16 protein-coding genes are annotated in these 25,244 nt (G+C 60.7%); 4 read left to right on the forward strand and 12 right to left on the reverse strand.

All coding sequences use genetic code 11. The features are described from left to right. Positions 1-2: 2 nt before the first annotated feature. Positions 3-2,234, forward strand: a complete 2,232-nt coding sequence (glgB, locus tag ACA064_RS13800; RefSeq protein ID WP_497673841.1) for a 1,4-alpha-glucan branching protein GlgB — start codon at positions 3-5, stop codon at positions 2,232-2,234. Between the two features lie 62 nt (positions 2,235-2,296). Here glgB and ACA064_RS13805 read toward each other — a convergent pair whose 3' ends face one another. The 10 genes from ACA064_RS13805 to glgA all read right to left on the reverse strand — a co-directional run bounded on the left by ACA064_RS13805 (position 2,297) and on the right by glgA (position 19,391). After that, positions 2,297-3,355 (reverse strand): autotransporter domain-containing protein, encoded by a 1,059-nt coding sequence (locus ACA064_RS13805; RefSeq protein ID WP_497673842.1) that lies wholly within the window; start codon positions 3,353-3,355, stop codon positions 2,297-2,299. Positions 3,356-3,674: 319 nt separating this feature from the next. Further along, positions 3,675-6,341 (reverse strand): autotransporter family protein, encoded by a 2,667-nt coding sequence (locus ACA064_RS13810; protein ID WP_497673843.1) that lies wholly within the window; start codon positions 6,339-6,341, stop codon positions 3,675-3,677. Between the two features lie 244 nt (positions 6,342-6,585). Then, entirely contained in the window at positions 6,586-7,386 is an 801-nt protein-coding gene (locus ACA064_RS13815; RefSeq protein ID WP_497673844.1) for an endonuclease/exonuclease/phosphatase family protein, read from the reverse strand. A gap of 92 nt (positions 7,387-7,478) precedes the next feature. Next, complete coding sequence (locus tag ACA064_RS13820) at positions 7,479-8,237, reverse strand: PIG-L deacetylase family protein (protein ID WP_497673845.1); 759 nt, start codon at positions 8,235-8,237, stop codon at positions 7,479-7,481. Positions 8,238-8,462: 225 nt separating this feature from the next. After that, the gene (glgX, locus tag ACA064_RS13825) at positions 8,463-10,628 is read right to left on the reverse strand and encodes a glycogen debranching protein GlgX (protein WP_497673846.1); all 2,166 of its coding nucleotides are present in this window, start codon (positions 10,626-10,628) and stop codon (positions 8,463-8,465) included. 216 nt (positions 10,629-10,844) lie between these two features. Further along, a complete protein-coding gene (locus tag ACA064_RS13830) occupies positions 10,845-11,132 on the reverse strand; it encodes a DUF2934 domain-containing protein (RefSeq protein ID WP_497673847.1) in 288 nt (95 codons plus the stop codon). A gap of 21 nt (positions 11,133-11,153) precedes the next feature. Next, the gene (locus ACA064_RS13835) at positions 11,154-13,937 is read right to left on the reverse strand and encodes a malto-oligosyltrehalose synthase (protein WP_497673848.1); all 2,784 of its coding nucleotides are present in this window, start codon (positions 13,935-13,937) and stop codon (positions 11,154-11,156) included. Beyond that, positions 13,934-16,015 carry a 4-alpha-glucanotransferase gene (gene malQ, locus ACA064_RS13840; RefSeq protein ID WP_497673849.1) on the reverse strand — a complete coding sequence of 694 codons (2,082 nt, stop codon included), beginning with the start codon at positions 16,013-16,015 and terminating at the stop codon, positions 13,934-13,936. The genes ACA064_RS13835 and malQ overlap by 4 nt, the downstream gene beginning before the upstream one ends. Further along, positions 16,012-17,805, reverse strand: a complete 1,794-nt coding sequence (treZ, locus tag ACA064_RS13845; protein WP_497673850.1) for a malto-oligosyltrehalose trehalohydrolase — start codon at positions 17,803-17,805, stop codon at positions 16,012-16,014. The genes malQ and treZ overlap by 4 nt, the downstream gene beginning before the upstream one ends. Before the next feature lie 11 nt (positions 17,806-17,816). Further along, positions 17,817-19,391 carry a glycogen synthase GlgA gene (gene glgA, locus ACA064_RS13850; RefSeq protein WP_497673851.1) on the reverse strand — a complete coding sequence of 525 codons (1,575 nt, stop codon included), beginning with the start codon at positions 19,389-19,391 and terminating at the stop codon, positions 17,817-17,819. 289 nt (positions 19,392-19,680) lie between these two features. Between glgA and ACA064_RS13855 the strand changes: the two genes are divergently transcribed. The 3 genes from ACA064_RS13855 to ACA064_RS13865 all read left to right on the forward strand — a co-directional run bounded on the left by ACA064_RS13855 (position 19,681) and on the right by ACA064_RS13865 (position 23,174). Then, complete coding sequence (locus tag ACA064_RS13855) at positions 19,681-19,887, forward strand: hypothetical protein (RefSeq protein ID WP_497673852.1); 207 nt, start codon at positions 19,681-19,683, stop codon at positions 19,885-19,887. 103 nt (positions 19,888-19,990) lie between these two features. Continuing rightward, complete coding sequence (locus ACA064_RS13860; protein WP_497673853.1) at positions 19,991-22,156, forward strand: hypothetical protein; 2,166 nt, start codon at positions 19,991-19,993, stop codon at positions 22,154-22,156. Then, entirely contained in the window at positions 22,143-23,174 is a 1,032-nt protein-coding gene (locus ACA064_RS13865) for an NAD(P)/FAD-dependent oxidoreductase (protein WP_497673854.1), read from the forward strand. Before ACA064_RS13860 ends, ACA064_RS13865 begins: the two co-directional genes overlap by 14 nt. A 6-nt stretch (positions 23,175-23,180) precedes the next feature. Here the strand turns inward: ACA064_RS13865 and ACA064_RS13870 are convergent, their stop codons facing one another. Next, on the reverse strand, positions 23,181-24,134 hold the full coding sequence (locus ACA064_RS13870; protein WP_497673855.1) for a D-2-hydroxyacid dehydrogenase family protein: 954 nt from the start codon (positions 24,132-24,134) through the stop codon (positions 23,181-23,183). Between the two features lie 13 nt (positions 24,135-24,147). Then, on the reverse strand, positions 24,148-25,167 hold the full coding sequence (locus ACA064_RS13875) for an alpha/beta fold hydrolase (protein ID WP_497673856.1): 1,020 nt from the start codon (positions 25,165-25,167) through the stop codon (positions 24,148-24,150). Positions 25,168-25,244: the final 77 nt, after the last annotated feature.

The raw sequence follows: 25,244 nt of genomic DNA on the forward strand, positions 1-25,244 counted from the left end.
TCATGAGTTTCTCAAACAAGGAACAGGGTCATTCGAAAGAGGCACTGCTGCCCCGCGCCAAGGATATCGATGCGTTGGTGCGCGCCGAGCACCACGATCCGTTCGCGATCCTGGGGCCCCATGGCGATGGTGCCGGCGGGCAGTTTATCCGTGGCTTCCTGCCCGGTGCCTTGAGTGTTCAGGTACTGGCCAGCGATAACGGTGAAGTCATCGGGAACCTGGAGGCGACCGAGGTGCCGGGTTTGTTTGTCGGGCATTTCGACCGCGCGCAACCCTATCAATTGCGGATCAACTGGGCGGGCGGCGAGCAGACCAGCGAAGACCCTTACAGCTTTGGACCGTTGCTCGGCGAGATGGACCTTTATCTGTTCGCCGAAGGAAATCATCGCGACCTGAGCGCCTGCCTTGGCGCGCAGTTGAAGACCGTGGACGGCGTCGATGGCGTGCGGTTTGCGGTGTGGGCACCGAATGCCCGAAGGGTCTCGGTGGTCGGTGACTTCAACGTCTGGGACGGCCGTCGACACCCTATGCGCTTGCGTCATCCGTCCGGGGTGTGGGAATTGTTCATCCCGCGCCTGCAGGCAGGGGAGGCCTACAAGTACGAAATTCTGGGAGCTCACGGGATTCTGCCGCTCAAGGCCGACCCGATGGCCCTGGCCACTCAGTTGCCACCGGATACCGCCTCGAAAGTCGCATCGCCACTGCAGATCGACTGGCAGGACCAGGAATGGATGCAGACTCGTGGCGAGCGCCACCGGCCGAATGCACCGCTGTCGATCTATGAGTTGCATGCCGGCTCCTGGCAGTGTGAGGTCGATGACCTTGGTGAAGTCTCACGTCAGTACAATTGGCATGAGCTGGCCGAGCGCTTGATCCCTTACGTACAGGAATTGGGCTTCACCCATATCGAGCTGATGCCAATCATGGAGCATCCGTTCGGCGGCTCCTGGGGCTATCAGCCACTGTCGCAATTCGCCCCGAGCGCCCGCTACGGCTCGCCGGAGGATTTCGGTTATTTCGTCAACGCCTGCCACCAGGCGAACATCGGGGTGATCCTCGATTGGGTCCCCGCGCATTTCCCCACCGACACCCACGGTCTGGCGCAATTCGACGGGACCGCGCTGTACGAATACGGCAATCCTCAGGAAGGCTTCCATCAGGACTGGGATACTTTGATCTACAACCTGGGGCGCACCGAAGTTCACGGTTTCATGCTGGCCTCGGCGCTGCACTGGCTCAAGCATTTCCACGTCGACGGCCTGCGAGTGGATGCGGTGGCTTCGATGCTCTACCGCGACTACTCACGTAAAGCCGGCGAGTGGGTGCCCAATCGCCACGGCGGTCGCGAGAACCTGGAAGCCATCGATTTTGTCCGGCACCTGAACGACGTGGTCGCGCTGGAGGCTCCAGGGGCGCTGATGATTGCCGAAGAGTCGACGGCCTGGCCCGGTGTCAGCCAGGGCACCCAACAGGGTGGCCTGGGTTTCAATTACAAATGGAACATGGGCTGGATGCACGACTCGCTGCATTATATTCAGCAGGATCCGATGTATCGCGCGCACCATCACAACGAGTTGAGCTTCGGCCTGGTGTACGCCTGGTCCGAGCGGTTTATCCTGCCGATCTCCCACGATGAGGTGGTGCATGGCAAACATTCGCTGATCGATAAAATGCCCGGCGATCGCTGGCAGAAATTCGCCAACCTGCGCGCTTACTTGAGTTTCATGTGGGCGCATCCGGGAAAGAAACTGCTGTTCATGGGCTGCGAGTTCGGCCAGTGGCGGGAGTGGAATCACGATCAGCAACTGGACTGGTACCTGATGCAGTATCCCGAGCACCGGGGTGTGCGCAAGCTGGTGGCGGATCTGAACCGGCTGTACCGCGAAGAGCCGGCGCTGCACGATCAGGACGATGCGCCACAGGGATTCCAGTGGCTGATCGGTGACGATGCAGTCAACAGCGTGTATGCCTGGTTGCGCTGGAGCAAGGACGGCCGGCCGGTGCTGGTGGTGGCCAACTTTACGCCAGTGCCGCGTCAGGCCTATCGGATCGGCGTGCCCTTTGCCGGGCGCTGGAGCGAAATGATCAATAGTGATGCCGACACCTATGCCGGTTCCAATTACGGCAACGGCGGCGGTGTCTTCACCGAGGACGAGCCCAGCCATGGCCAGGAATTGTCGCTGGTGTTGAACCTGCCGCCGTTAGCGGTGTTGATGCTGCGGCCCGAGGGTTAACGCGGGCTTTGTGGCAAGGGAGCTTGCTCCCTTGCCACAGGTTGCCACTTTGTGGCAAACCGTTACCAGCGCATCCGCACACCCAGACTGCCAATCAAACCATTGATGTCGTTGTCGTCGACATCGCTGCTGTAGTCGGCGCTGACGTACAGGCTCACCATGGGCGAGACTCTGGCCACCAGGCCCAGACCCAGTTCGACGGTGGAAGATTTGCGACTGCTGCTGATCTTGTCGACTTGATCGAGGCTCACCGTGTCGCCGCTATACACCGTATGCCACAAGTTGGTCCGCACATAGGGTTCGACCGGCAGTCCGCGAATTTCGTAACTACCTTTCAAGCGGGCACCGACCCGGCCACTCCAGGACGTCAAATCGCTGGACGAGGCGTTGCCGCTGGCGGCATTCGGGGCGTCCAGGCTAATGCGTTGGTTGACTAATTGCGCCTGGGGTTCAACGACCCAGTTTTCGCTGATGCCGATGGGGAATCCACCTTCGACCGACAGCGTCACCGCACTACCTTCTGCTGCCTGCAGGGCGCCCTGTTCTGTGCGACTGAAGCCATTGACCCGGCCGCCGCTGGCAGTCAAATCCACATGCCAGCCCTGCGGGCCGGTCAGGCTCCAGTAGGCGCCCAGGCTCGGGCCTTCGAGGTTGAGGCTGTCGTGTCGCGGGTCGGCCATTGCGTGCGAGGTAAGCATGCCGTTGCTGTTGCCCTGGAACTGGCTCTGGCCACCGACCAGGCCGACGCGCTGGGTGTGCCCGCTGTCATTTTTCAGGGTGTAGAGGGCCGGTCCTTTGGAAAGGTTGCTGGAGAACTGCGAAGCGAGGAAGTCACTTTCAGCCTGTCTGGAGGCCTGGCCGTACACCCGCTCCCAGGCGGCCGGGGCGGCTTCATTGAGGGTCAGCGGATGAGTGTCGAGGCGCAGATTGGAGGTGTAAGGTCCGCTGAAGGTCGAATCCGGTGTCGGCAAGGTAAACACTGGAGTGTCCTGGTGATACCAGGGTGTCGGCTCATCTTCGGCGGAACCTGCCTGAACCTCCATGGAGGAAAAGAGCAGCAGAGTAGTTGATACGGTGCAAAGGGTGATTTTAATCTCTTTTTGGGTGATTGAAGTTTTCATGGAGGTCTACCTGCATGGCATGCCTATCTCGCTCTGGCGTCTCTCCTACCCCGAATGAGGGGCGACCGAATTCAATGAGGCAAAGCCCACCCGCCCGCATGCGCAGGAGCTTCGAGGCTTGCCCCGGGTGGTATTTCCGGGGGTAGTAAAGTGAAGCTAAGAAGACTCAAGACCTCGCGTCAAGAAACTGGATGATGGGCGGTAGCGTTATTTTAGGAGTGTTAAATATTTGATAATTAAGCTTTCTCTAAGCTCTTGTTTGTACGCAATATCGTCTTGAAAGCCCCGTTTTAGAGGCTTTCGTTAGGTTGCTACGGGATCACCAGCTCATCCGAATTCCGAGGTTGCCGCTGACCCCCTCCAACGGATTGCTATCCAGATTGGTGTTGTAGTCCGCAGCCAGGTAGACGCTGATATCGGATGACAGCTTGGCGACAATACCCACGCCAATGTCCGCGGTGGACGATTTGTGTTGGCTTTTGATCCGGTCAACACCGTCATAGGTCACCGTGTCGAAACCACCGAAGGTCTGCCAGGCATTGGCTCGCAGATAAGGTTCGATTGGCATGTTCCGCACCTGGTAACGACCCTTGAGCCGGGCTCCCAGCCGACCCGTCCAGTAATCCTGGGAGTCGAACGACACATCGGAAATACCGTCGTTCTGATCGTCCAGATCAATACCCTGGTTGATCACCTGAACTTGCGGCTCGACCACCCAGTTGGCGGAAACAGCAATCGGATATCCACCCTCGAGCGAGAGCGTCAAGGCGTGGCCTTCAGTGTCCATTTTTACGCCGCGATCCGAGCGGTTATGACCTTCCAGGCGGGTGCCCATGGCGACCGCGTCCACGTACCAGCCGGTTGGGTCGGTCAGGGTCCAATAGACGCCAAAGTTGTCGCCGTCGAGCTTTACCCTGCCAGCACGGCGGTGTTGGAAACCTTCGGCAAAACCATCGACATCACCCTGAAGGCGGCTCTGACCAACGAAGAAGCCTGAACGCTGGATGTGCCCACCGCTGGTTTGCGACGCATAGAGATCATGGCCGATCTGGAAACCCTTGAGCGAGCCGTCGAAACGCGGCGTCACTGTCCCTGACCAGCTCTTCTGAAAGTCGCTGCCATAGACTCGAGCCCAACCCGCGGGGATTGCTCCGGTTTCAGTCAGCAGGCTTTGTTCGCCCTGGCGATCATGGAACGTGCCAAGGGCTTGCAAGGTCATCACTTGGGCGGCGGGTATCACTACTGAATACACCGGCACTTCCAAACGATACAGTGGGATTGGGTCTGCACCGGCTACCGCAGTGGGCAATGGCGGTGTAGTCATGGCCGGCACCGGGGAAGTCTGGGCAGCTACCTGCGCAGGTGCTGGGGCCGGCGGGGCAACAGGCGCCAGGGCTGGGGCAGTGGGGGGCTCGACTGGCGGCTCATCCGGATCGATGGTGGGCGCAACGGGTGGTACGACTGGAGGTGCGGGTGGCACCTCAGGTAGCGGTGGTACTACGGGCGGGACGGCGGGCGGCGTTACTGCTACGACCGATGAACGCAGGTACCAGTTGTTCTCCGAGCCGGCTGTGACGCCGCCCTTGAACAGATAATACTGGTAGGCGCCGGCGGAAACCGAGCTGTTCAATGCAAAGGCATCGCTGCTGCTGGTGGCGCCATTTTGAGCCTGTACGACCTCAATGCCGTTCTGCCGGGTCAGCCCGCCCAGCCCGCCGAGATTACTGATGCCAAGCTGTGTATGACCGCTGATGGTGCCTTGAGATACCAGCAGTTTATCGCTGGCTGAGCTGTCTTCGCCGAGTACGGTTTGCAGTAGCAACCGACCGTTACTGCCGACATAGTTGCCGTGTACCGTCAGTGAGTCTGTCGCGCTGCTGCTGCCAGTTGTCATATCGATGACACCGGCGTTGTTGAGGGTGGCCAGTTGGCCGGCGGTATAGGGCCGGATGCTGCCTTGGGTCACCGCCAGGGCACTGCTGCCGTCGATGGCGAAGACACCTGTTCCGGTTGCACTGTCGCCCAGGAAAAAATCACCCGCCAGATCCAAGCGTGAGTTGTTGGTCAGCTCGACGGACTCCCAGCCGACATAACGCGCCGCGCCAGCAGAGCTGCTGTTATCGAAGGCGAGACGGTCATTACCCAAGCCGCCATCCAGAGACGGAGTCGAGGACAGAAAGTTTTCATTCAGGTTGCTGAGTCGCGCGCTATCGTCACCATCGCCCATCAGGATAGCGGACTGGATCTGGCCGCCATCCTTCCAGGTGAAGCTATCATTGCCGACGCTGGCGCGTATTTGCCCTGCAATGACTCCGCCACTGACCGTGATGCTGTCGTCGCCACCGCTGACGCTGACGTTGCCGCCAATCTTGCCGCCGGAGACGATGATGGTATCGGTGCCGAAGCCGGTGACCAGATTGCCAATGATCTCTCCTCCCGACAGGTCGAAGGTGTTGTCGTCGAGTTTCATGTCGACCCGGCCGATGGTGCCGGCGGTCATCTTCGCAATATCCCCATCCTCGAAGGCACCGACTATGGTGCCACCGGTCATCAGGAACGTATCCAGGCCATCGCCCTGAGCCAGGGACTGAATGCGTCCGCCGCTCATGATGAAATCATCGATGCCACTGCCCTGGCTGACCGCGCCGGTGATTTGCCCGGCGCTGATCTGCAAGGTATCGCGACCATCACCCTGATTGAGGGTGCGAGTGATAGTGCCCGAATCCATCAGCACCCGATCGTTGCCTGCGCCGAAGCTGACATTGCCGTTGATGCTGCCCGTGCCATTGGCGGGAAAGGTCAGGCTGTTGTTGCCCGCCAGATCGGTGAGTGGACCGTTGCTGCCACTGTCACAGGTAAAGTTGTCATTGCCACTGCCAGGCGTGAGCGTACAGGCGGCTTGAGCCGGTGCGCAGGAGAGCATGAGTAGTGAGGTGGCCGCAAAAGCTGTCGATAATGACGTAAATCGCTGGTTTTGGCGGTTCATGATAGATCCGGATCCGTGGTTATTTTCAAGACTTCCTGGTGTGAATTCATGCCGCAGACATTCAGCAAAGCTCTTGGCTGACTTGAAGCTTCTGCACTAATGGACTGAAACGTCTGTTCCTTCAGACAAACAAAGTACTAGTTGCTTTTTGTGACTGACGATTAGGCAGCTGACAAACGGTACTGTCATATCTGACAGTTGTTTCGAGCTAAGAATAGTGATAGTCGGGCTTGATTTAGAGCGCTTAGAGATGCACTTCCACCGCCAGGGGCAAGTGATCGGACAGATGGGTCCAGGGCTTGTAGCTGAGGATTTTCGGCTGGTGGCTGCTGGCATTGCGCAGGTAAATGCGGTCCAGGCGCAGCAGCGGCCAGCGCGCCGGATAGGTCTTGGCCGGACGTCCATGATGGCGTTCGAAGGCTTCGTGCAGATAGTCGTGCCGGGCGAGGGTGGCATTGCCCTGCAGCTGCCAATCGTTGAAGTCGCCGGCAATGATCACCGGTGCCTCCTCGGGAAGCGATTCCAGCAGCTGACCGAGCAGGGCCAACTGCAATTGACGATGGCTTTCCAGCAGACTCAAGTGCACGCAAATCGCGTGCACTTCGGCATGCCCCGGTACTTCCAGCACACAATGCAGCAGCCCGCGACGTTCGGGGCCGGTGATCGATACGTCGAGATTGCGGTGATGGCGGATCGGGTATTTCGACAACAGTGCGTTGCCATGGTGGCCGTCCGGATAGACCGCATTGCGACCATAGGCGAAGTCGCTCCACATGCTGTCGGCAAGGAACTCGTACTGGGACTGTTGCGGCCAGTTGTTGTAGCGCAAGGCCAGGCGGTCGTGCTCGCCCAATACCTCTTGCAGAAACACCAGATCCGCGGAGGTGCTGCGAACTGCCTCGCGCAACTCCGGAAGGATGAAGCGCCGGTTGAGGGCGGTGAACCCCTTGTGGGTGTTGACCGTCAGGACTCTCAGGCAATGGATCGCCGGGGCGTTTTTCAGTGTTGCCGAGCTGACAGCAAACCTGTCTGAATCGCTGGTCACGGTCACTCCTCTGAATCAGGGCCGTTACTTATGCGACTGATGCTTTGCCCGGCAGTTCAGAGTTTCGGACGCGTTGATCAACTCCGGGTCGCTTAGATGAACACGATCTCGTAGGGTAGCCGCAAGCGCTCCAGCATCGGCCGTGAGAGCATCGGCGCGATACCGATGGCCGGCTCGCCGTCCAGTTGGCTGGCATAAGCATGGGTCGCATGACTTTTGCGGGCCACCGTCCAGCTGTCCAGACGTATCTTGCGCGCCCGCTGCCAGGGGATCAGCCCTTGCTCGCGAGCCGGCCAGTGCCAGGCTCCGAGCGGTATTTCACGAAGGTGCGCGTCGACCATTTCGGCCGCCCTGGCGGCGGCCCGACCGACCGCGTCATGGTCGACATGGCCATCCTCGCGCCAGATGCTGAAGACCACGTCACCGGGGCGTAGATATCGCGCAATGAACTGGGTCAATTGCTGCTCCTGTTCAACCAGCGCGTTATCGGTGAAGCCGCCACGGATCCACTTCAGGCTGTGCATCGGTAAGCCAAGGCGCCTCAGGGCTTCGACACTTTCCTGCGGGCGGAATACGCTCAGACGCCTGGCCGACCACAGGCTTGAACCCGGGTGGCTGGCACTGCCATCGGTGATCGAGATCAGTTGCAGGGGATGCCCAAGACTGGCCAATAACTGCAGCAGGCCGCCGCAGGACACCACTTCGTCCCCGGGATGCGGGGCGATCACCACGACGCGAGCACCTGGCGGGACCAGGGTACTGGTATTGATGACCGGGATATTCTGCAGCTGCAGCGCGCTGTTCCACACCTGTGCGGGAATTCTGTTTTCGGGGAGCGAGACGGATTTCATCGATGTCACATCCTTGTTTTGGTGGTCCTCTGCACCCTGGTGATGAGGTGCTGATAGAGGTTTGCCGGTTCTCCGGATCCTGGATTGCCGCGAGCTGAGTATTGCCTATGTTGCGGATTACGTCGCTCTTGTCTGAACAATCGGTGCCTGTTTGCCATCGGGGCAGGATCAACGTCTGCAACAAGCCGTCAAAACCACCCCCGAGGGAAATCTACAGGCTGGTGATCAATCCTCTTCCTCACGCTGCAATTCAAACAACAGCAGCGAGCGCCCGGTCACTGAATACTGGTCATCGAATTCGAAACGTTCCTGGCCGCGAATCGAGGGTTGGTTGGTGTCGAGCAAGCAGGTCCAGAAAATGCCTTCAGGTACTTGCGGCAGGGTGAAGTTGACGACGTCGTGATGGGCGTTGACCACCAGCAGCAAGGTCGCGTCGGCGCCTTTGCGGCGGATGCCGGTTTCCTGGGCGCGGCCGTCGAGCAGCATGCCCAGGCAGCGGCCATGGCCTTCCTCCCATTGTTCGATGGTCATCTCGCTGGCGTCCGGTGCCAGCCAGGTGACGTCCTTGACGCCAATATCCTCGTTGTAATTGCCCACCAGAAAACGTTGGCGGCGCAAGATCGGGTAAGCCAGGCGCAGCTTGATCAGGCGTTTGACAAACTTGAGCAAGGCCTTGCCGTCGTCGCTCAGGTTCCAGTCAACCCAACCGGTGTCGCTGTCCTGGCAATAAGCGTTGTTGTTGCCGTGCTGGGTACGGGCGAATTCGTCACCGGCCACTATCATCGGCGTGCCTTGGGCCAACAACAGGGTGGCGAAGAAATTGCGCATCTGGCGCAAGCGCAATTCATTGATTTGCGGGTCGTCGGTCGGCCCTTCGACGCCGTGGTTCCAGGACAGGTTGTTGTCGGTGCCGTCCTCATTGTTCTCGTCGTTGGCTTCGTTGTGCTTGTCGTTGTAAGAGACCAGGTCGTTCAGGGTGAAGCCGTCATGGGCGGTGATGAAATTGACCGAGGCGTAGGGGCGGCGACCGCGCTGGTTGAACATCTCGCCAGAAGCGGTCATGCGCCCGGCAAAGTCCGCCAGCTGGCCGTCGTCACCTTTCCAGAAGGCTCGCACGGTGTCGCGAAAACGATCATTCCACTCGACCCAGCCCGGCGGGAAATTACCCACCTGATAACCACCGGGGCCGCAATCCCATGCTTCGGCAATCATTTTCACCTGACGCAGTACCGGATCCTGGCGACAGGCAACGAGGAAGCTGTGGCGTTCGTCGAAGCCGTCGTGGTAACGGCCGAGGATGGTTGCCAGATCGAAACGAAATCCATCGACGTGCATTTCGCTGGCCCAGTAACGCAATGAGTCGGTGACCATTTGCAGTACGCAGGGGTGGCTCAGGTCCAGGGTGTTGCCGGTGCCGGAATCGTTGATGTAGAAGCGCTTGTCGTCGGGCATCAGCCGATAATAGGAGGCGTTGTCGATGCCGCGCATGGACAGCGTCGGGCCCTGCTCATTGCCTTCGGCGGTGTGGTTGTAGACCACATCGAGAATCACTTCCAGATTGGCTTCGTGCAGGTGCGCGACCATCTCCTTGAACTCGGCGATCTTGCCGCTGGCCAGGTAGCGCGGGTCCGGGGCGAAGAAGGCGATGCTGTTGTAACCCCAGTAATTGGTCATGCCCTTGTGCAGCAGGTGCTGGTCATTGACGAACGCGTGGATCGGCAGCAATTCCACGGTCGACACACCGAGCTTGCGGATGTGTTCCAGCACGTCATCGACCATCAACCCGGCGAAGGTGCCCCGCAAGGCCTCGGGGACGGAGGGATGGCGCATGGTCAGGCCACGCACGTGAGCCTCATAAATGATCGTCCGGTCCCACGGCACGCTGACGCGGTGATCATGACCCCAGGTGTGGGCCGGGTCGATTACCTTGCATTTGGGCACGAATGGCGCGCTGTCGCGTTCATCGAAACTGAGGTCGGCGTCAGGGTGGCCGATGGTGTAGCCAAACAGTGCCTCGGACCATTTCAACTCGCCCACCAGTTGCTTGGCGTAGGGGTCGATCAGCAGCTTGTTGTGATTGAAGCGATGACCGTTTTCCGGGTCGTAGGCACCGTAGACCCGATAGCCGTAAATCAGCCCGGGGTGGGCGTCAGGCAGATAACCGTGGAAGATCTCGTCGGTGTACTCAGGCAGTTCGATGCGCTCGAGTTCAACTTCACCGGCGTCATCGAACACGCACAGTTCGACTTTGGTGGCGTTGGCCGAGAACAGAGCGAAGTTGACCCCCAGGCCGTCCCAGGTCGCACCCAATGGAAAGGGCAAACCTTCACGGATGCGCGAGACCTCGATCTGAGGTTCTGGCGCTGGCGCGGCTTTTTTTGGCGTGGTCATAGATGCTCCTGCAAATGAGTTCAGTCGGTAAATCAGCAACGCTTTTCTGCTGGCCAGCGAGAGGGGCGGGCATCTTTTGTAGGAGCGAGCTTGCTCGCGATGGACGTTAACGATAACGCGTGTTGTCTGAATAAACGCGTCGCCCTTGAGTCCATCGCGAGCAAGCTCGCTCCTACAGGGGGACTTGCCCCCTCACCACAAGGGGGGTTGAGCTGATCAGCTCGCCGATGGCTTGCGCGGTGCTCGTGGTTTTTTCGCGGCCGCCGCTTTTTTCTCGCCCGGCGGCGTTACCAAGGGTGTAGCCGCGGGGGCTTTGGCTTTGGTTTTGGCTTCGGGTTTGGCCTTGGTGGTACTGGCTTTAGACTGTTTGTTCGGGACCAGGCTTTCGGCCTCGGCGAGCTTGCGCGCCATCTCCCAATGACGGGCTTCCTGGCCTTCGGGCTTACCTTCGGATTCCCAGATTTGATAGGCAAACTCACGGACGCGTTTGTCGTCGCTACTCATCGCTATGCTCCTGAACTGAACTCAAGTTTGGATAAAGAGATTGACCGGGAATTCCCCCAGCGCGGCGCTTATCAATAGCTCGTTGTGGTGTGTGACTGCGCAGGCTGAAAAAAGTCCCTTCAAATTTTGCCCGGAGGCGGTAAATGGCAGTTTTACCCGGGTATCGCCCCACTCCGATGCAGACACCAGCGGTTGCGCGCCAGTTTTCAGCAGGCCGGATACCAGTCTTGGAACAATCACCACGGCCCGTTGACCCTCGATTTCGCGGCTGAACGCCAGCACGCGTTCAGCCTGACTGCCGAGCACTTCCAGGGGCTGGTAGCGGCCCCGGCGAAACAGCTCCGGATGTTCGGCACGCAGAGCCAGCGCCCTGGCAATCAGCGCTTGTTTGATACGCCCGTCATGCCAGTTCACCAACAACTGCGAAACCTGTGCAGCACTCTGTAATGCCTGTTGCCGACTGCTGAAATCCACCGGGCGGCGGTTGTCCGGATCCACCAGGCTGAAGTCCCAGAACTCGTTGCCCTGATACAGATCAGGGACACCTGGCACCGTGAGCCTCAGCAAGGTTTGAGCCAAGCCATTCAAGGCGCCGGCTGGAGCAATCAGTTGCGCGGCGTTACCTACAGCCGAGCGTAGCTCAAACCCCTCGGGGGATAACAGCAGGCGCTCGAGAAACTCTTGAGTGGCCTGTTCATAAGCCTCATTCGGCGCGCTCCAGCTGCTCTGCAGCTTGGCTTCGCGCAAGGCTTTTTGCTGCCATTGCCAGAGGCGTTGAGCATAGTCCTGCAGGGCGTGAGTGTCGTCACTGCGCAGCTCCAGCGGCCAACTGCCGAGCAGGGATTGATAGAGGATCAGCTCATCACCCGCCGACGGCGCAATGGGATCGCTGCGCAGGGGGACGGCCAGTGCTCGCCAATGCTCGACCTGATCGGCATACCAGGTACTGCGTTCGCTGAGTACTGCCAGCCTCGCGCGGGTGTCTTCGCCGCGCTTGTGGTCATGGGTCGCCGTGGCCAGCAGGTTATCCGGGAAAGTCGCCAGACGCTGGCTGCAGACCAGGTGAAAGTCCGCAACCGGGGCGCTGAACCGCTCGGTGCTGAAGCCGACGTCGTTGCGCGACAGCAGCACTGCCGAACGATAGAACGCGGTGTCTTCCACTGCCTTGGCGGCTGCAGGCGACGTCAACTGCTGAAAGCGCACCGAGGCATGCTTGAGGATCTTGCGTTGCCTGCCCACGGGGCTTTCGCGCCAGGGCTGGCCGCCGAGCCAGCGCTCGAGGTAGTCGAGCACTGGCCAATCGGCTTCGCCCAGGGTGCTGCGGGCGCCGGCCATGGCCTGTTGAAAGAACACGTTGTCTTCTGCTGCCCGACCACGCGCACTGACGTAAGTCCGGTACACCGGGAAGTGTACGATCAACTCTTGCAGCGCCCGGCGGATCGCCCCCAGGGTCAGGTCGCGGCTCATCAGGTCATTGCGGGCAATCTGCAACAAGGCCTGGGCAACACTTTCGAAATCCCCGGCCAGGGAACCGTTGAGTATCTGCTGACGAGCCAGCAGTGCCTCCAGCAGGAATTCGGCGGGGCGTTCACTGTGGCGGCTCCACAGCTCGGCGAGGTTTTCCGCGCCCTGCGGGTCGTGTTGCAACAGCGACACCTGATCCATGAACTCGTAGCCGGTGCTGCCGTCCACCCGCCAGTCGGTGTGCAGGGTTTCACCCAGGCCGAGGATCTTCTCGACGTAAATCGGGAAGTGTTGCGCAGGCGCGAGGGCATCGACCCGTCGGCGCAATTTGCGGCAGTAACCTCGAGGGTCGGCGAGCCCGTCGATATGGTCGATGCGCAAACCGTCCACCAGGCCATCGCTGATCAGCTGGAAAATCTTCGCATGGGTGGCTTCGAACACCACCGGACGCTCGACCCGCAGGCCGCCGAGTTCGTTGATGTCGAAGAAGCGCCGCCAATTGATATCGTCGGCCGCGGTGCGCCAACTGGCCAGGCGATAGCTCTGCCGCTCCAGCAGGTTGTGCAGGCGCTCGAGTCCTTCGGGTTGGCGGGAGTCGTAGAGGCTCAGGGTGTGTTCGATGGCCTGTTGGATCACCGGTTGCCGGGCCAGTTCGAACAGGTCCCGGTGCAGCGGCACCGCCAGGGAGTGAGCGTCGGACAGGTAGTGGAGGGCGCTGAAACGGTCAGCCAGGGACTTGAGCTGTTGCGCGGCTTCGGGATCAAGTTGATCGCCGGGGTTGAGCAGTTCACCGTAGTCGGTGGGGCAGATCGGGAAGCGGTGGTCGTAGTGCTCGACATAAAAGGCCCCGCGCTCCCGATCGAAGCGCAGGGGGATAGTCCCGTCCTGTAGCGCGACGCCGTAGTCACTGCCCAGAAAGGGCAGGAGTAACTGGCCTTCAAGCAAGGGGTCGGGGGAGTGCCACTGAATATCGAAGAACTCGCCATAGGGGCTGCGTCGCCCCCACTCCAGCAAATCCAGCCACCAGGGATTGTCGGCACCGCCCACCGCCATGTGGTTGGAGACGATGTCGAGGATCAGGCCCATGCGCTGTTGCCGCAGGGCGCCGACCAGGCGTCGCAAGGCCGCTTCTCCACCCAACTCGGGATTGACCGTGGTCGGGTCGACCACGTCATAGCCATGCATTGAGCCGGCGCGGGCACTGAGCAGCGGCGAGGCGTAGATATGGCTGATGCCCAGGCGAGCGAAGTACGGCAGCAACGGCACTGCGTCATCCAGGGTGAACCCCTGGTGAAATTGCAGGCGCACGGTTGCCCGCAGCGCAGGGACCTGGTCCTTCATTGGTCACGCTCGAAGGCTTGCAGGCGAGCGCAGGCGAGTATTTCCAGGCGTCGTGCGGCATCCGCGTCATCGAGCAACGCTTCACTGTCGCCGGACAAGCGCCGACGCCAATTGGGATGGCTGTCGGTGGTGCCGGGCAGGTTGGGCTGTTCGTCGATGCCCAGGGCATCTTCCAGCGGCAGCAAGACCAGTGGCGCACGGGTGTGACCAAGGAAGCGAATACTGGCGTCGAGTATCTGGTCGGTTTCGTGGGATTCTTCGCGAAAGTTCTGTGGGTCTTCGCTCAAGACCCGGCGCAAACCGACACGTTCGCGTTGTCGATGGGCGCGGCAGTGGGATTCGGTGGGGGCATCCGCCAGCCCGAGGCGGACATTCCATTCGATATCGCGGCCGTGCCACCAGCCGTTGAGGGTTGGCAAGTCATGGGTGCTGGTGGTGGCCAAGGCGTTGTCCGGCCACTCGAGAATCGATTTGAAGCGTGCATTCTGGTCCTGCTCGAAGAGCAGCACGCGCATGCCGAGCATCGAGCGGGCGATGAGTTTTTCCCGCAGCCCGTCCGGCACGGTACCGAGGTCTTCGCCAAGGACGATCGCCTGATGCCGGAATGACTCCAGCGCCAGCAGACGAAGCAGGTCGTCCACCGGGTAATACAGGTAGGCGCCGTCACTGGGTGGTGCGTCCCGAGGGATCACCCACAGGCGCTGCAGGCCCATCACGTGGTCGATTCGCAACCCGCCGGCGTGAGCGAAGTTGGCCCGGAGCATTTCGATGAACGCGCGAAATCCATTGCGCACCAGTCCTTCGGGACTGAATGCCGAAATGCCCCAGCCCTGACCGGTACGATTGAGGATGTCGGGGGGCGCGCCGACCGTCAGCGACGCGAGCAGTTCGTCCTGGCGACTCCAGGCCTGGCTGCCACCGCCGTCGGCACCCACCGCCAGATCGGCGATCAGGCCGATGCCCATGCCGCTGCTGCGTGCCGCCGTTTGTGCGCGCTCCAGACAACGGGCGATCAGCCATTGGCAGAAGGCGAAGAAGCCGATTTCCCCGGCGTTTTGTTCGGCGAACTCGGCCAGTGCCGCACTGCCAGGGTCACGCCACTGCTGCGGCCACTCGCGCCAGTCGAGGCTTTCGCCGCGGGCTGCGCGCTCGGCTTGCAGCGCTTCGAACCGGCAATGGTTTTCCAGCGCTTCGCCAGCGCTGTGGCGAAAGCTGCTGAAGTCCTCATGCAGGGGATGTTCGCCCTGGCAGAAGCCGTCATACAGCGCCCGCAGCAGCCGTTGTTTGGCCGCAGCCGCGGTCGGCCAGTCGATCAGGGGCTGCTGCTCCAGTCGGTGCAGCTCTTCGGCCAGGCCTGTGGCGTCAATCGCAGTGCGCAGGGCACGTTCACCGAGAATCGCTCCGGGCGCGGCATACAGGCTGTTGAGAAACAGCCGGCTGGAGGGGGAGTAGGGGCTGTAACGCTCAGTGTCGCTGCTGAACATGGCGTGCAACGGGCTGATGGCCAAGGCATCGGCGCCCCGTTCGCCGGCGACCCGGGCGAGGTTCTCCAGCGCCTGGGTGTCGCCGAAGCCGCCATCACCAGGACGTCTGAGGGAATACAGCTGCACGCCCAAGCCCCAGACGCGTGGCTTCGGGCTGTCGACGGCATCGCCGACGCTGTAGCAATGGCTGGGCGCCACAGCCAGGGTGAAGTGTTGCCCGGCGATGCTGACACTTTGATAACCGACTGGAACCAAACCTGGCAGGACCGCCTCGGCGTCCAGTTTCAGGTTGAGCACGGCGCCGTCTTCCAGGTGAATCTCACAGGGCGTTTGCGGGGCAAAATAGTGCGCCAGGTCCAGCCCCTTGCCGAAGTCTGCGGTCAGCAGCGGCGGCAGGTGTTTGGTCTGTTGGACCTGTTGCAGCTGCAGCAGGCTGGCATCGATTTCCTGAGTCGTGGAGGCCGGGTGCCCGAGCCCGGTGAGGACAGCCCGCAGTACGGCGGGAGAAACTTTTTGCGGTTGGCCATTGGCATCGATCCAGTCGACTGCCAGGCCCGCTCGGCTGGCGAGTGTTTCCAGTTGCGTATCGCTCATGGGCGCTCTCCAGTCAGAGGTGGCGCTGTCAGACTGACCAGCGCGCTGTACGGGGCGAGGGTGCCCTGTTGCAGCAGGCTGAATGCCTGTTGCGGGTATTCGAAAAGGGCCTGTGTCAGGTCCTGTGGTGAATGGACCAGCGGTTGTGCGCTGAGGTTCAGATCTATTCGCAGCAGGCTGCCGTCGCCCAGCCGCCAGCGCGCGCTGAGCGCACCCTCGGCCAGGACCTCGGCACCCAGCGCCTGGGCACCGGGCAGGCGCGGGATGATCTCCCTATGGCGGATCTCCAACAGTTGCCGGTACAGCTCCTGGGTCGCGCGTTGCGTATCTGCAGTCGCTCGAGCCAGGTCAGGACGCGAAGCATGAAAGGTCTCGGGGGCATTCGGGTCGGGGATCTGCTCGCGTTTGTGCGGATCGGCGAAAGCGCTGAAGGCGGCGAACTCATTGCGCCGGCCCTGCCGGACAGCTTCGGCCAATTCACCGTGATGGCTGGTGAAAAACAGAAACGGTTCGCTGACCGCGTCTTCATCGCCCATGAACATCAACGGGATCATCGGCGCCAGCAGCAGCAACACCGTGGCGGCCTGCAGCGCCTGTGGCGGTGCCAGGTGGCTCAGCCGTTCACCCAGTGCGCGGTTGCCGATCTGGTCGTGATTCTGCAGGAACAGCACGAAGGCGCTGGGTGGCAGGTGCCCGCTGGGTTCGCCGCGGGCGGTGCCGTGGCGGGTGGTATGACCCTGGTAGACAAAGCCCTGGCTCAGGCAACGGGCAAGCTTTTCGGTGGGTTGCTCGGCGAAGTCGGCGTAGTAGGCATCGGTTTCGCCGGTCAATAGCACGTGCAAAGCGTTATGCCCGTCATCGTTCCATTGGGCGTCGAAGCCTTGCTCCAGCAGACTGGCCTGATTGAACTCGTTTTCCAGAGTCAGCCAGACATGTCGCGGTGGGTCGATCTGTTGCCGCACGCGCTGTGCCAGTTCCTGAAGGAACTCCGGGTCATCGATGGCATGCACCGCATCCAGGCGCAGGCCGTCGAAGCGGTATTCGAGAATCCACATCAACGCGTTGTCGATGAAGAAGTCGCGCACTTCGCGGCGGCGAAAGTCGATCGCCGCTCCCCAGGGGGTGTGTTTGTCTTCGCGAAAGAAACTACTGGCGTAGCGATGCAGGTAGTTGCCGTCCGGGCCGAAGTGGTTGTAGACCACGTCGAGAATCACTGCCAGGCCCAGGCCGTGGGCGCAGTCGATCAGCTGTTTGAGCTGTTCGGGCGAACCGTAGGAGGCTTGGGGTGCATAGGGGAAAACCCCGTCATAGCCCCAGTTGCGGTCGCCGGGAAATTGCGCGAGCGGCATCAACTCGATCGCGGTGATACCCAGTGCGGCGAGGCGCGGCAGGTGTTTCTCGACTTCACTGTAGCCACCCAGCACGCCGACATGCAGCTCATAGATCACCGCCTCATGCCACGGGCGGCCTTGCCATGCGCTGTGCTGCCAGCGGTAGGCGAGAGGGTCGACCACCACACTGGGAGCACTCACGTCGCCGGCTTGAGCCCGGGCAGCGGGGTCCGGCACTTCCAGTTCGCCATCGATGTTGAAGCGGTAACGGGTGCCGGCGGGGCAGCGGGTTTGAATCACGAACCAGCCGTCGGCTTGGGGTAACAGCGGCAACGACTGGCCGCCCTCCAGTTCGACACTGACATAAAACGCATCTGGCGCCCACAAGGCAAAGCGGGTGTGCTCTGCATCCAGCATGATTGCGCCGTGGGGCCAGGTTTCCAGAGTCCGTAACGGCATCTATGAAGACCTCAATGTTTGCCCGATTTACCCAGCGCTTTAGCCACCAGTTGCTCGTAAAGTTCGGCGTAGGGTTCGACCGCCTTGCACCAGTTGAACGGCGCGGCCATGGCCCGGCAACGCATGGCGTTGAGCAGGTCGGGGTAGGCAAATACCTTGAACGCCCGCTCCAGCGCTTCTTGATAGCTGGGCACCGTGGATTCGTCGAACAGAAAACCGGTCACGCCATTTTCGATAGTGTCGGCCAGGCCCCCGGTGTTACGTGCCACCGGCAATGAACCGAAGCGCTGGGCGTACATCTGACTCAGGCCACACGGCTCGTAGCGCGAAGGCATCAGCAGGAAATCGCTGCCGGCGAACATGCGACGGGCATCGGTTTCGTTGAAACCGATACGCACACCGATCTGCCCGGGGAAACGCAGGGCGAGGGCACGCATGGCTTGTTCTTCTTCCGGCTCGCCACGACCGATGATCGCGATCTGGCCGCCCGAGGCGACGATGAACTCGGCCACGCCTTCGGTCAGGTCCAGGCCCTTTTGGTACACCAGGCGCGAGACCACGGCGAACAATGGGCCTTCGCTTTCCTTTAGGCCGAACAGTTCGCGAACATGGGCAGCGTTGATCGCCTTGCCTTCCCAATCGCCGATGCTGAACGGGCAGACCAGATGCGGATCGGTGGCCGATTCCCAGCTTTCATCGATGCCGTTGGGGATGCCGCTGAGCAGGCCTTGCTGGGTCTTGCTGGCCAGAAAGCCATCGAGACCGCAACCGAAAGCCGGCGTGGTGATTTCCTGAGCGTAGGTCGCGCTGACGGTGGTGATATGGCTTGAGTAGGCCATCCCGGCCTTGAGGAATGACATCTTGCCGTAGAACTCCATGCCGTCCTGTTGCAGGGCATGCATCGGAATGCCGAGCTCGGGGCAGGAGTTGAGGCTGACCACGCCCTGGTAGGCCAGGTTATGGATGGTAAACAGGGTCGGAGTGCGCTGACCGCGCCAGTGCATATAGGCCGGTGCCAGGCCGGCAGGCCAGTCGTGGGCATGCACCAGGTCGGGGTGCCAATGGATCTGCGCCATGTTGGCGGCGATATCGGCGGCGGCCAGGCCCAGGCGGGCGAAGCGGATATGATTGTCCGGCCAGTCGCGCCCGTTGTTGGCGCCGTAGGGAGTGCCCTCGCGCTCGTACAACTCCGGGCAGATCAACACATAGATGACCAGGCCGTCAGGCATGTCCATGCGCCCGATCCTGCAGGGTGGCAGCGCGGCGTGACCGCCCAGTTCGCCGATGATATGGATCGGGTTTTCGCTATTGAGTACCTGGGGGTAACCGGGGATCAGCACTCGCACATCATGCAATAGCGCCATGGCCCTGGGCAGCGCCGCAGAGACGTCGCCCAGGCCGCCGGTTTTCACCAGATCGGCAATCTCCGAAGTGACGAACAAGACTTTCTTTCGATTGGGATTGTGCCTGAGCGCTGGCTGCAGCGTCCTGCCACCTGTGGCGAGAACCGGCGTTGGCACCGATTCACCGACCTGCTGATGAGAAAGTTCTCCTTGGGTATCTACAGCGGCACTGGCACTGATCATCTGTCTTTCCCCTTTTTTTGAATTGTTCCTGGCGAATCACCAGAGATAGGGTTGGCCAACTCCTGTGGCCAAGCGCACAAGCGCTACGCAAACGGGCGAATGGCACCGAGTACGCTGAAGCAATGAATAGTGGATGGGCCGTTGCAAGGATTGCACCAAACATTACGGCCTTCCTTTAACCTGACCTTTCGCCCGGACAGAAAGTTTCGACTTTTTTTGTGTGGTTTGCCGATTGGTTTTCGCCCGAGAAATTGAGTCTAGGCCAGAAGTTAGAGCGGCGGAGGCATCTTTGGCAAAATTGTCCGACAAAATGCCCAATAAGCCGATTGCCTACCACAAAAGTTTTACGGGCGCACTGGCGAGGGACATGGTTTTGCGTTCGATGCACGAAAAAGGAGAGGGGGCTGCCAGATGGCGGGGCGGGAAGAAAATGCGTTTGCACTATTGTGGTGCTGTGGTGCGTTTTCTCGGGCGCTTTGAAATCGATCTTACCTAGCAGTTCAGCTAGTTGTCGGATTGTGCCCATTCATACAACATGATTGGCAAGGACCAACCCTGGCGCCATTTTGCTGCGCGCTGGCCATTCAAGGGAGCTGAATATGGCATTGATCGATGAAGTGAGGTCTATCTGCGAGCGTCTGGCTCCAGGTGGCTGGCATGGATTGCTGTTGCAGCATGGGCTTGATATCCGCTCGGCGGACTTGCATCACGAGTTGGGTAAGCCGCTCCAGGTGGACCGGACACTCAAGGGCTTCGAGGATTTTTCGACGCAAGGCGACTCAGGCATCGCCGCGCGACAGCCGGCGCGCAGCCTGCTGTATCACGCACTGGCATCGCCCAATGTGACGACCGATGCCAGCGGTACTCCGTTGCAGCTGTATCCGAGCGCGGCCGAGATTGAAACGGTATTGAACTACGTCTACGGTATGCATCCACCCTCACTGGCTGATGTGCAACGCCAGGCTGGCGGTGCTCCTCTGGCTATTGCGGTATTCGCCAGCGAGTATCGACCTGGTCCCGAAACCGTTCATCGACACCAGGCCGATCTGTGTTTTTCCCGCTCCGGGGTGGCCAGAATTGGCACTGCGCCTGCGCTCTACGACCCGCAGCGCCGAGGATTCCTGCCCTTTGTCGAAGGTGATCGGCAGGCCATGCGGGTTATCCCGGCCCGTTATAGCGCTTACATCGCCGTGCAGCAAAAAGGCGATTACCAGCGTTTCGGACCGATGAATTTTCAGGCGGATATCGACCCGTCCCTGGACTTCTGGGTGCCCTTGCACAAATTGTTCAGTGGCCCGGAGTGTCTGGATGGGTTGGACTTGACCCTCGAACTGGATAACCACCAGATCAACGAGAAGATCAAACAGATCCATGTACGGTTCAGCGGCACAGGTTGGCAGGCGCCGGATATCGACAATCCACCCTTTGTGATGACCGAAGGACTGGCCCAATGGGCGCCGCCTGAGGCGTTCGGCCAAGGGCTACTGATTCCCGTTGCCAGGAACCGCCTGGTGGAGCCGGCTTTCTACAAGGGTGAGCCCCTCACGTTCATGATGCCGGCCGGGACCGGCGGGCTGGTGCATGGTCGGCATAAGGTGTTGGCCGATGGTCGCATCGAGGACCTCAACGATAGTCTGGCGGTCGACTCGATCGTCAAGGCCGGCGGTTATCGTGCCGTGCATTATCAGGATGCCATGGCGGATGGTTGGGTCCGTGCCCGGTGCCCGCAGCTGGAGCCCTTTTCAGGCACGAACGTTGCGGCCTATTCGATCCTGGGCGCTCCGGACTTCTTCCCGTTGTGTGGTCAACGAGAACTGAAAGAGTGGGCCGCCAATGAGCCGTTGTTCGCCTCTGAGCAGGTCTGGCATACCCGACTGGATCCGTTGTCGGATGTGCGTTTTTATGCCAATCAGTCGTTGAAGGGCGAACATTTTCCTGTTGAGGACCGGGGTGTCACCGCAATCGTTTCGCTCCCCATTGAGCGCCTTGATCCGCCCTCCGCACAGCTTACTGCGGTGGCCCTGGCCCAGCGCCAATCCTGGCTGCCGGACTTCGCCAGCGGTGTATTCGGTCCGGGCTGGGAGATTGGCCGGGGGACGTCGAACTCGCCGTTTCTGAACATGCTGTGCGGTTATCAACTGGCAAGTCCGTTCACCGAGGATGTGAGGATTTGCGCGGCGCTGGGTTCTTACTGGCCGGGTGTATCACCGGACTCGACCCGGACATTCGAACCGCGCTCGGTCTCGACGACCATCATTCCGCTGACCGATGAGGAAATGCTCTGGGATGGTGTGCATGGCCCGGTCCTGCTGGAGCTGGAAGGACGGCCGGTGGCGCAATACAGGGCCTACGAATACACCGACTACACCCAGGCGGCGCTGGCCGGGGAGCTATCGTTGCATGGTACGGCGCAGACCACGACCGCGCATTATCACCAGCGAGTCATGGCGATGTACCGCGCCTACAACGCCGTCGGAGCGGGAGTGGACAAAGAGCAGCGTCGGCAGTGGCCGGTGTTGTCTTTCATCCTGGTGCAGCGCCCTGATGCTGACCTGGAAATTGCCCAGCAAGAGTCAGGAATCGTTCTTCAAGGCGAGATTCAGCACTTCCATTTGTATAAGCGTGGCGAGGTCACGACAGCGGGCGATGCGTTCAAGTATCGCCATGTTGAAGTTCAGCAGCAGGTTCGCTTGTTCGTCAGTGCGCAGGCCCTGTTGATCAAATGGGACCAGGACCCCTGGCGCCTCGAACATGAATCGCTTTGATGTGGTGGTGATCGGGGCCGGTCCGGCCGGTTGCGCGGCGGCCATTGCCTGCGCCCAGCGGGGAATGCGGGTAGCGCTGCTCGAACGCTGCGCGTTTCCTCGCGAGCGTCCGGGAGAGACCCTGCATCCAGGTGTCGAACCGCTGTTGCAGCAATTGGGCATTGCCGAGCAGGTGCAGCAAGGTGCGTTTCTGCGTCATACCGGCAGTTGGGTCCATTGGGCAGGCGACCCGCAGTTCAATGCATTCGGCCAGGATGCAGCGGGGCCGTGGCGTGGCTTTCAGATCCCGAGGGTTGCGCTGGATCAGCTGCTGTTGCAGCGGGCGGCTGTGCTGGGGGTGAAGGTCATGCAGCCGTGTGAAGCGAGAAAAGTGCGGGTGTACGAAGGGCGAGTGCAAGGCGTACAAACATCCTCAAGCCAGTTGCACGCTTCATACCTGATCGATGCCAGTGGTTCCCATGGCTGGCTTTCGCGGCAGCTGGGGCTGACGCGGCAACCGTTTTCCCCGACCTTGATTGCCCGATACGGTTACCGCAAAGGTACTGGCGATAAGGTCAATCGCACGCCGGCTATCGTGGCTGATGACGGTGGTTGGTATTGGATCGCTCAAGTCGCACTGGACCGCTATCACTGGACGCGAGTCTGGTTCTCCCGAGAGCATACCCGTGCGCCAGCGTTGCCTCAGTCACTGGCGCATCTTGAGGCCATCGGCGGCACCAGAGGGGCGGATGTGTCCTGGCGTTTGTGCAACGCATCGGCTGGCCCCGGCTATTTTGTTGTCGGTGATGCCGCTGCCCTATTGGACCCCGGCGCCTCCCATGGCGTTATCAAAGCATTGATGTCCGGTATGCAGACGGCCCAGGCCATAGCCGATTGTCTTGATCGACCAGCCAGTGAGGTAGCTGCCCACTATCAATATCAACGCTGGGTGAGCGATTGGTTTGAGCGTGACCGGGCAGCCATGCTCGGGTTCTATCGGGCTCATCCCTGTCCGCCGGGCTGGCTCGATATCTATTGAACAGGTTCAAACCAGCAAGCGAATCGGCTGACCATCCGCCCATGCCTGAATATCTTCAATCATCTGCGAAAAGAACAATCGATAATTCTGTTCACTGACATACCCGACATGAGGTGTGGCCAGCACATTGCTCAATCGACGAAACGGATGATCCGCCGGCAATGGTTCGCGCTCGAACACATCCAGCGCCGCCCCGGCCAGGCGCTGCTGCTGGAGCGCCTGGATCAACGCGGCTTCATCGACGATCGGACCTCGGGCGGTGTTGATCAAGTGCGCGGTGGGCTTCATCCAGCCCAGGGCTTCGGCGTCCACCAGGCCGCGGCTGCGTTCGCTGAGCACCAGGTGGATCGACAGCACGTCAGCCTGTTCGAACAGTTCGCGTTTGCTGACATAGGTGACGCCGGCCTCTGCAGCGCGCTCGGCAGTGAGGTTCTCGCTCCAGGCGATCACCCGCATGCCGAACACCTGGCCGAACCGGGCAATGCGTTTGCCGATACTGCCAAGCCCGAGGATGCCCAGGGTCTTGCCGTGCAGGTCACCGCCCAAGCCTTGCTGCCATTCACCGTTGCGCAGGGCGTTGGCTTCATTCAGCAGATTTCGGGTCTGGGCCATGATCAATGCCCAGGCAAGCTCGGGCGCGGCGTGTTTGTAGCTGTCGGTGCCGCATACAGCAATCCCCAGTTCGGCTGCAGCTTTCAGATCAATCGCCGCATTGCGCATGCCACCGGTGACCAGCAACTTGAGGTTGGGCAAGCCACGCAGCAGGGCATCGTCGAAGAGGGTGCGTTCGCGCATGATACAGATCACTTCGAAAGCGCCGAGCCGTTCTTGCAGCGTTGCGCGGTCGGTCGGGAAGTCATGCAGGAAGCTGACTTCGCCGATGGGCGCCAGGGCGGACCAGCCCACCACACGGCTGGCGACGTTCTGCCAGTCATCGATTACCGCAATCTGCACAGCCATGGACGCTACCTCGTTAACGGGTGGATGGGGTGTCGAGCCAGCCGATCAAGGCCTTGTGGAATTTCGCCGGTTCTTCCATCTGCGGCGCATGGCCCAGGCCAGGGAACTCCACCAGCGTCGACTGTGGAATGAGCTTGGCCGCTTCTTTGCCAAGCAGATGATAGTTGCCGATTTTCGCCTTGAGCGCCGCTGGGGCGAGGTCCTTGTTGATGGCGGTGGTGTCATCGGTGCCGATCAGCAGCAGGGTTGGCATTTGCAGATTCTTGAATTCGTAGAACACCGGCTGGGTGAAGATCATGTCGTAAATCAGCGCGGAGTTCCAAGCCACCCGGGTATGCCCCGGGCCCTTGTTCAGGCCGGCGAGCATATCGACCCAGCGGTCGAACTCGGGTTTCCAGCGGCCAGCGTAATAAGTGCTGCGCTCGTAGTTACGGATGTCATCGGCGCTCACCTTCAATTCCCGCTCATACCATTGATCGACACTGCGATGGGGCACGCCGAGAGCTTTCCAGTCTTCCAGGCCGATGGGGTTGACCAGCGCCAGGCGTTCGACCTGTTCGGGATAGAGCAGGGCATAGCGGGTTGCGAGCATGCCGCCGGTGGAGTGGCCGAGCACGCTGGTTTGCTGGATGCCGAGTTTGGCCAGAAGCTCATGGGTGTTGCTTGCCAGTTGCTGGAAGCTGTACTGGTAATGGTCCGGCTTGCTGGAGGTGCAGAAGCCGATCTGGTCCGGGGCGATGACCCGGTAGCCGGCTTCGCTCAGGGCTTTGATCGAGGTGTCCCAGGTAGCGCCGCAAAAGTTTTTGCCGTGCATCAGCACCACGCTGCGACCGTTGGCCTTGCCGCTGGCAGGTACGTCCATGTAGCCCATTTGCAGGGACTGGCCCTGGGACTCGAAAGCGAAGTGCCGGACCGGGTAGGGGTATTCGAAGCCTTGCAGCTCGGGTCCATAGGTCGGGCCTTCAGCGGCGAAGGCGGGTAGAGCGGCGGTCAGCAACAGGCTGGAAAGCCAGAGGGAAGGTGAGCGAGACATGCATGAACTCCATGGGAAACCCGTCGATGCTGTAGCCACAGGATTATGGCGACATTAATCAGAGGCATTCCCTTGGA

The sequence above is a fragment of the Pseudomonas sp. LBUM1658 genome (assembly GCF_059716055.1).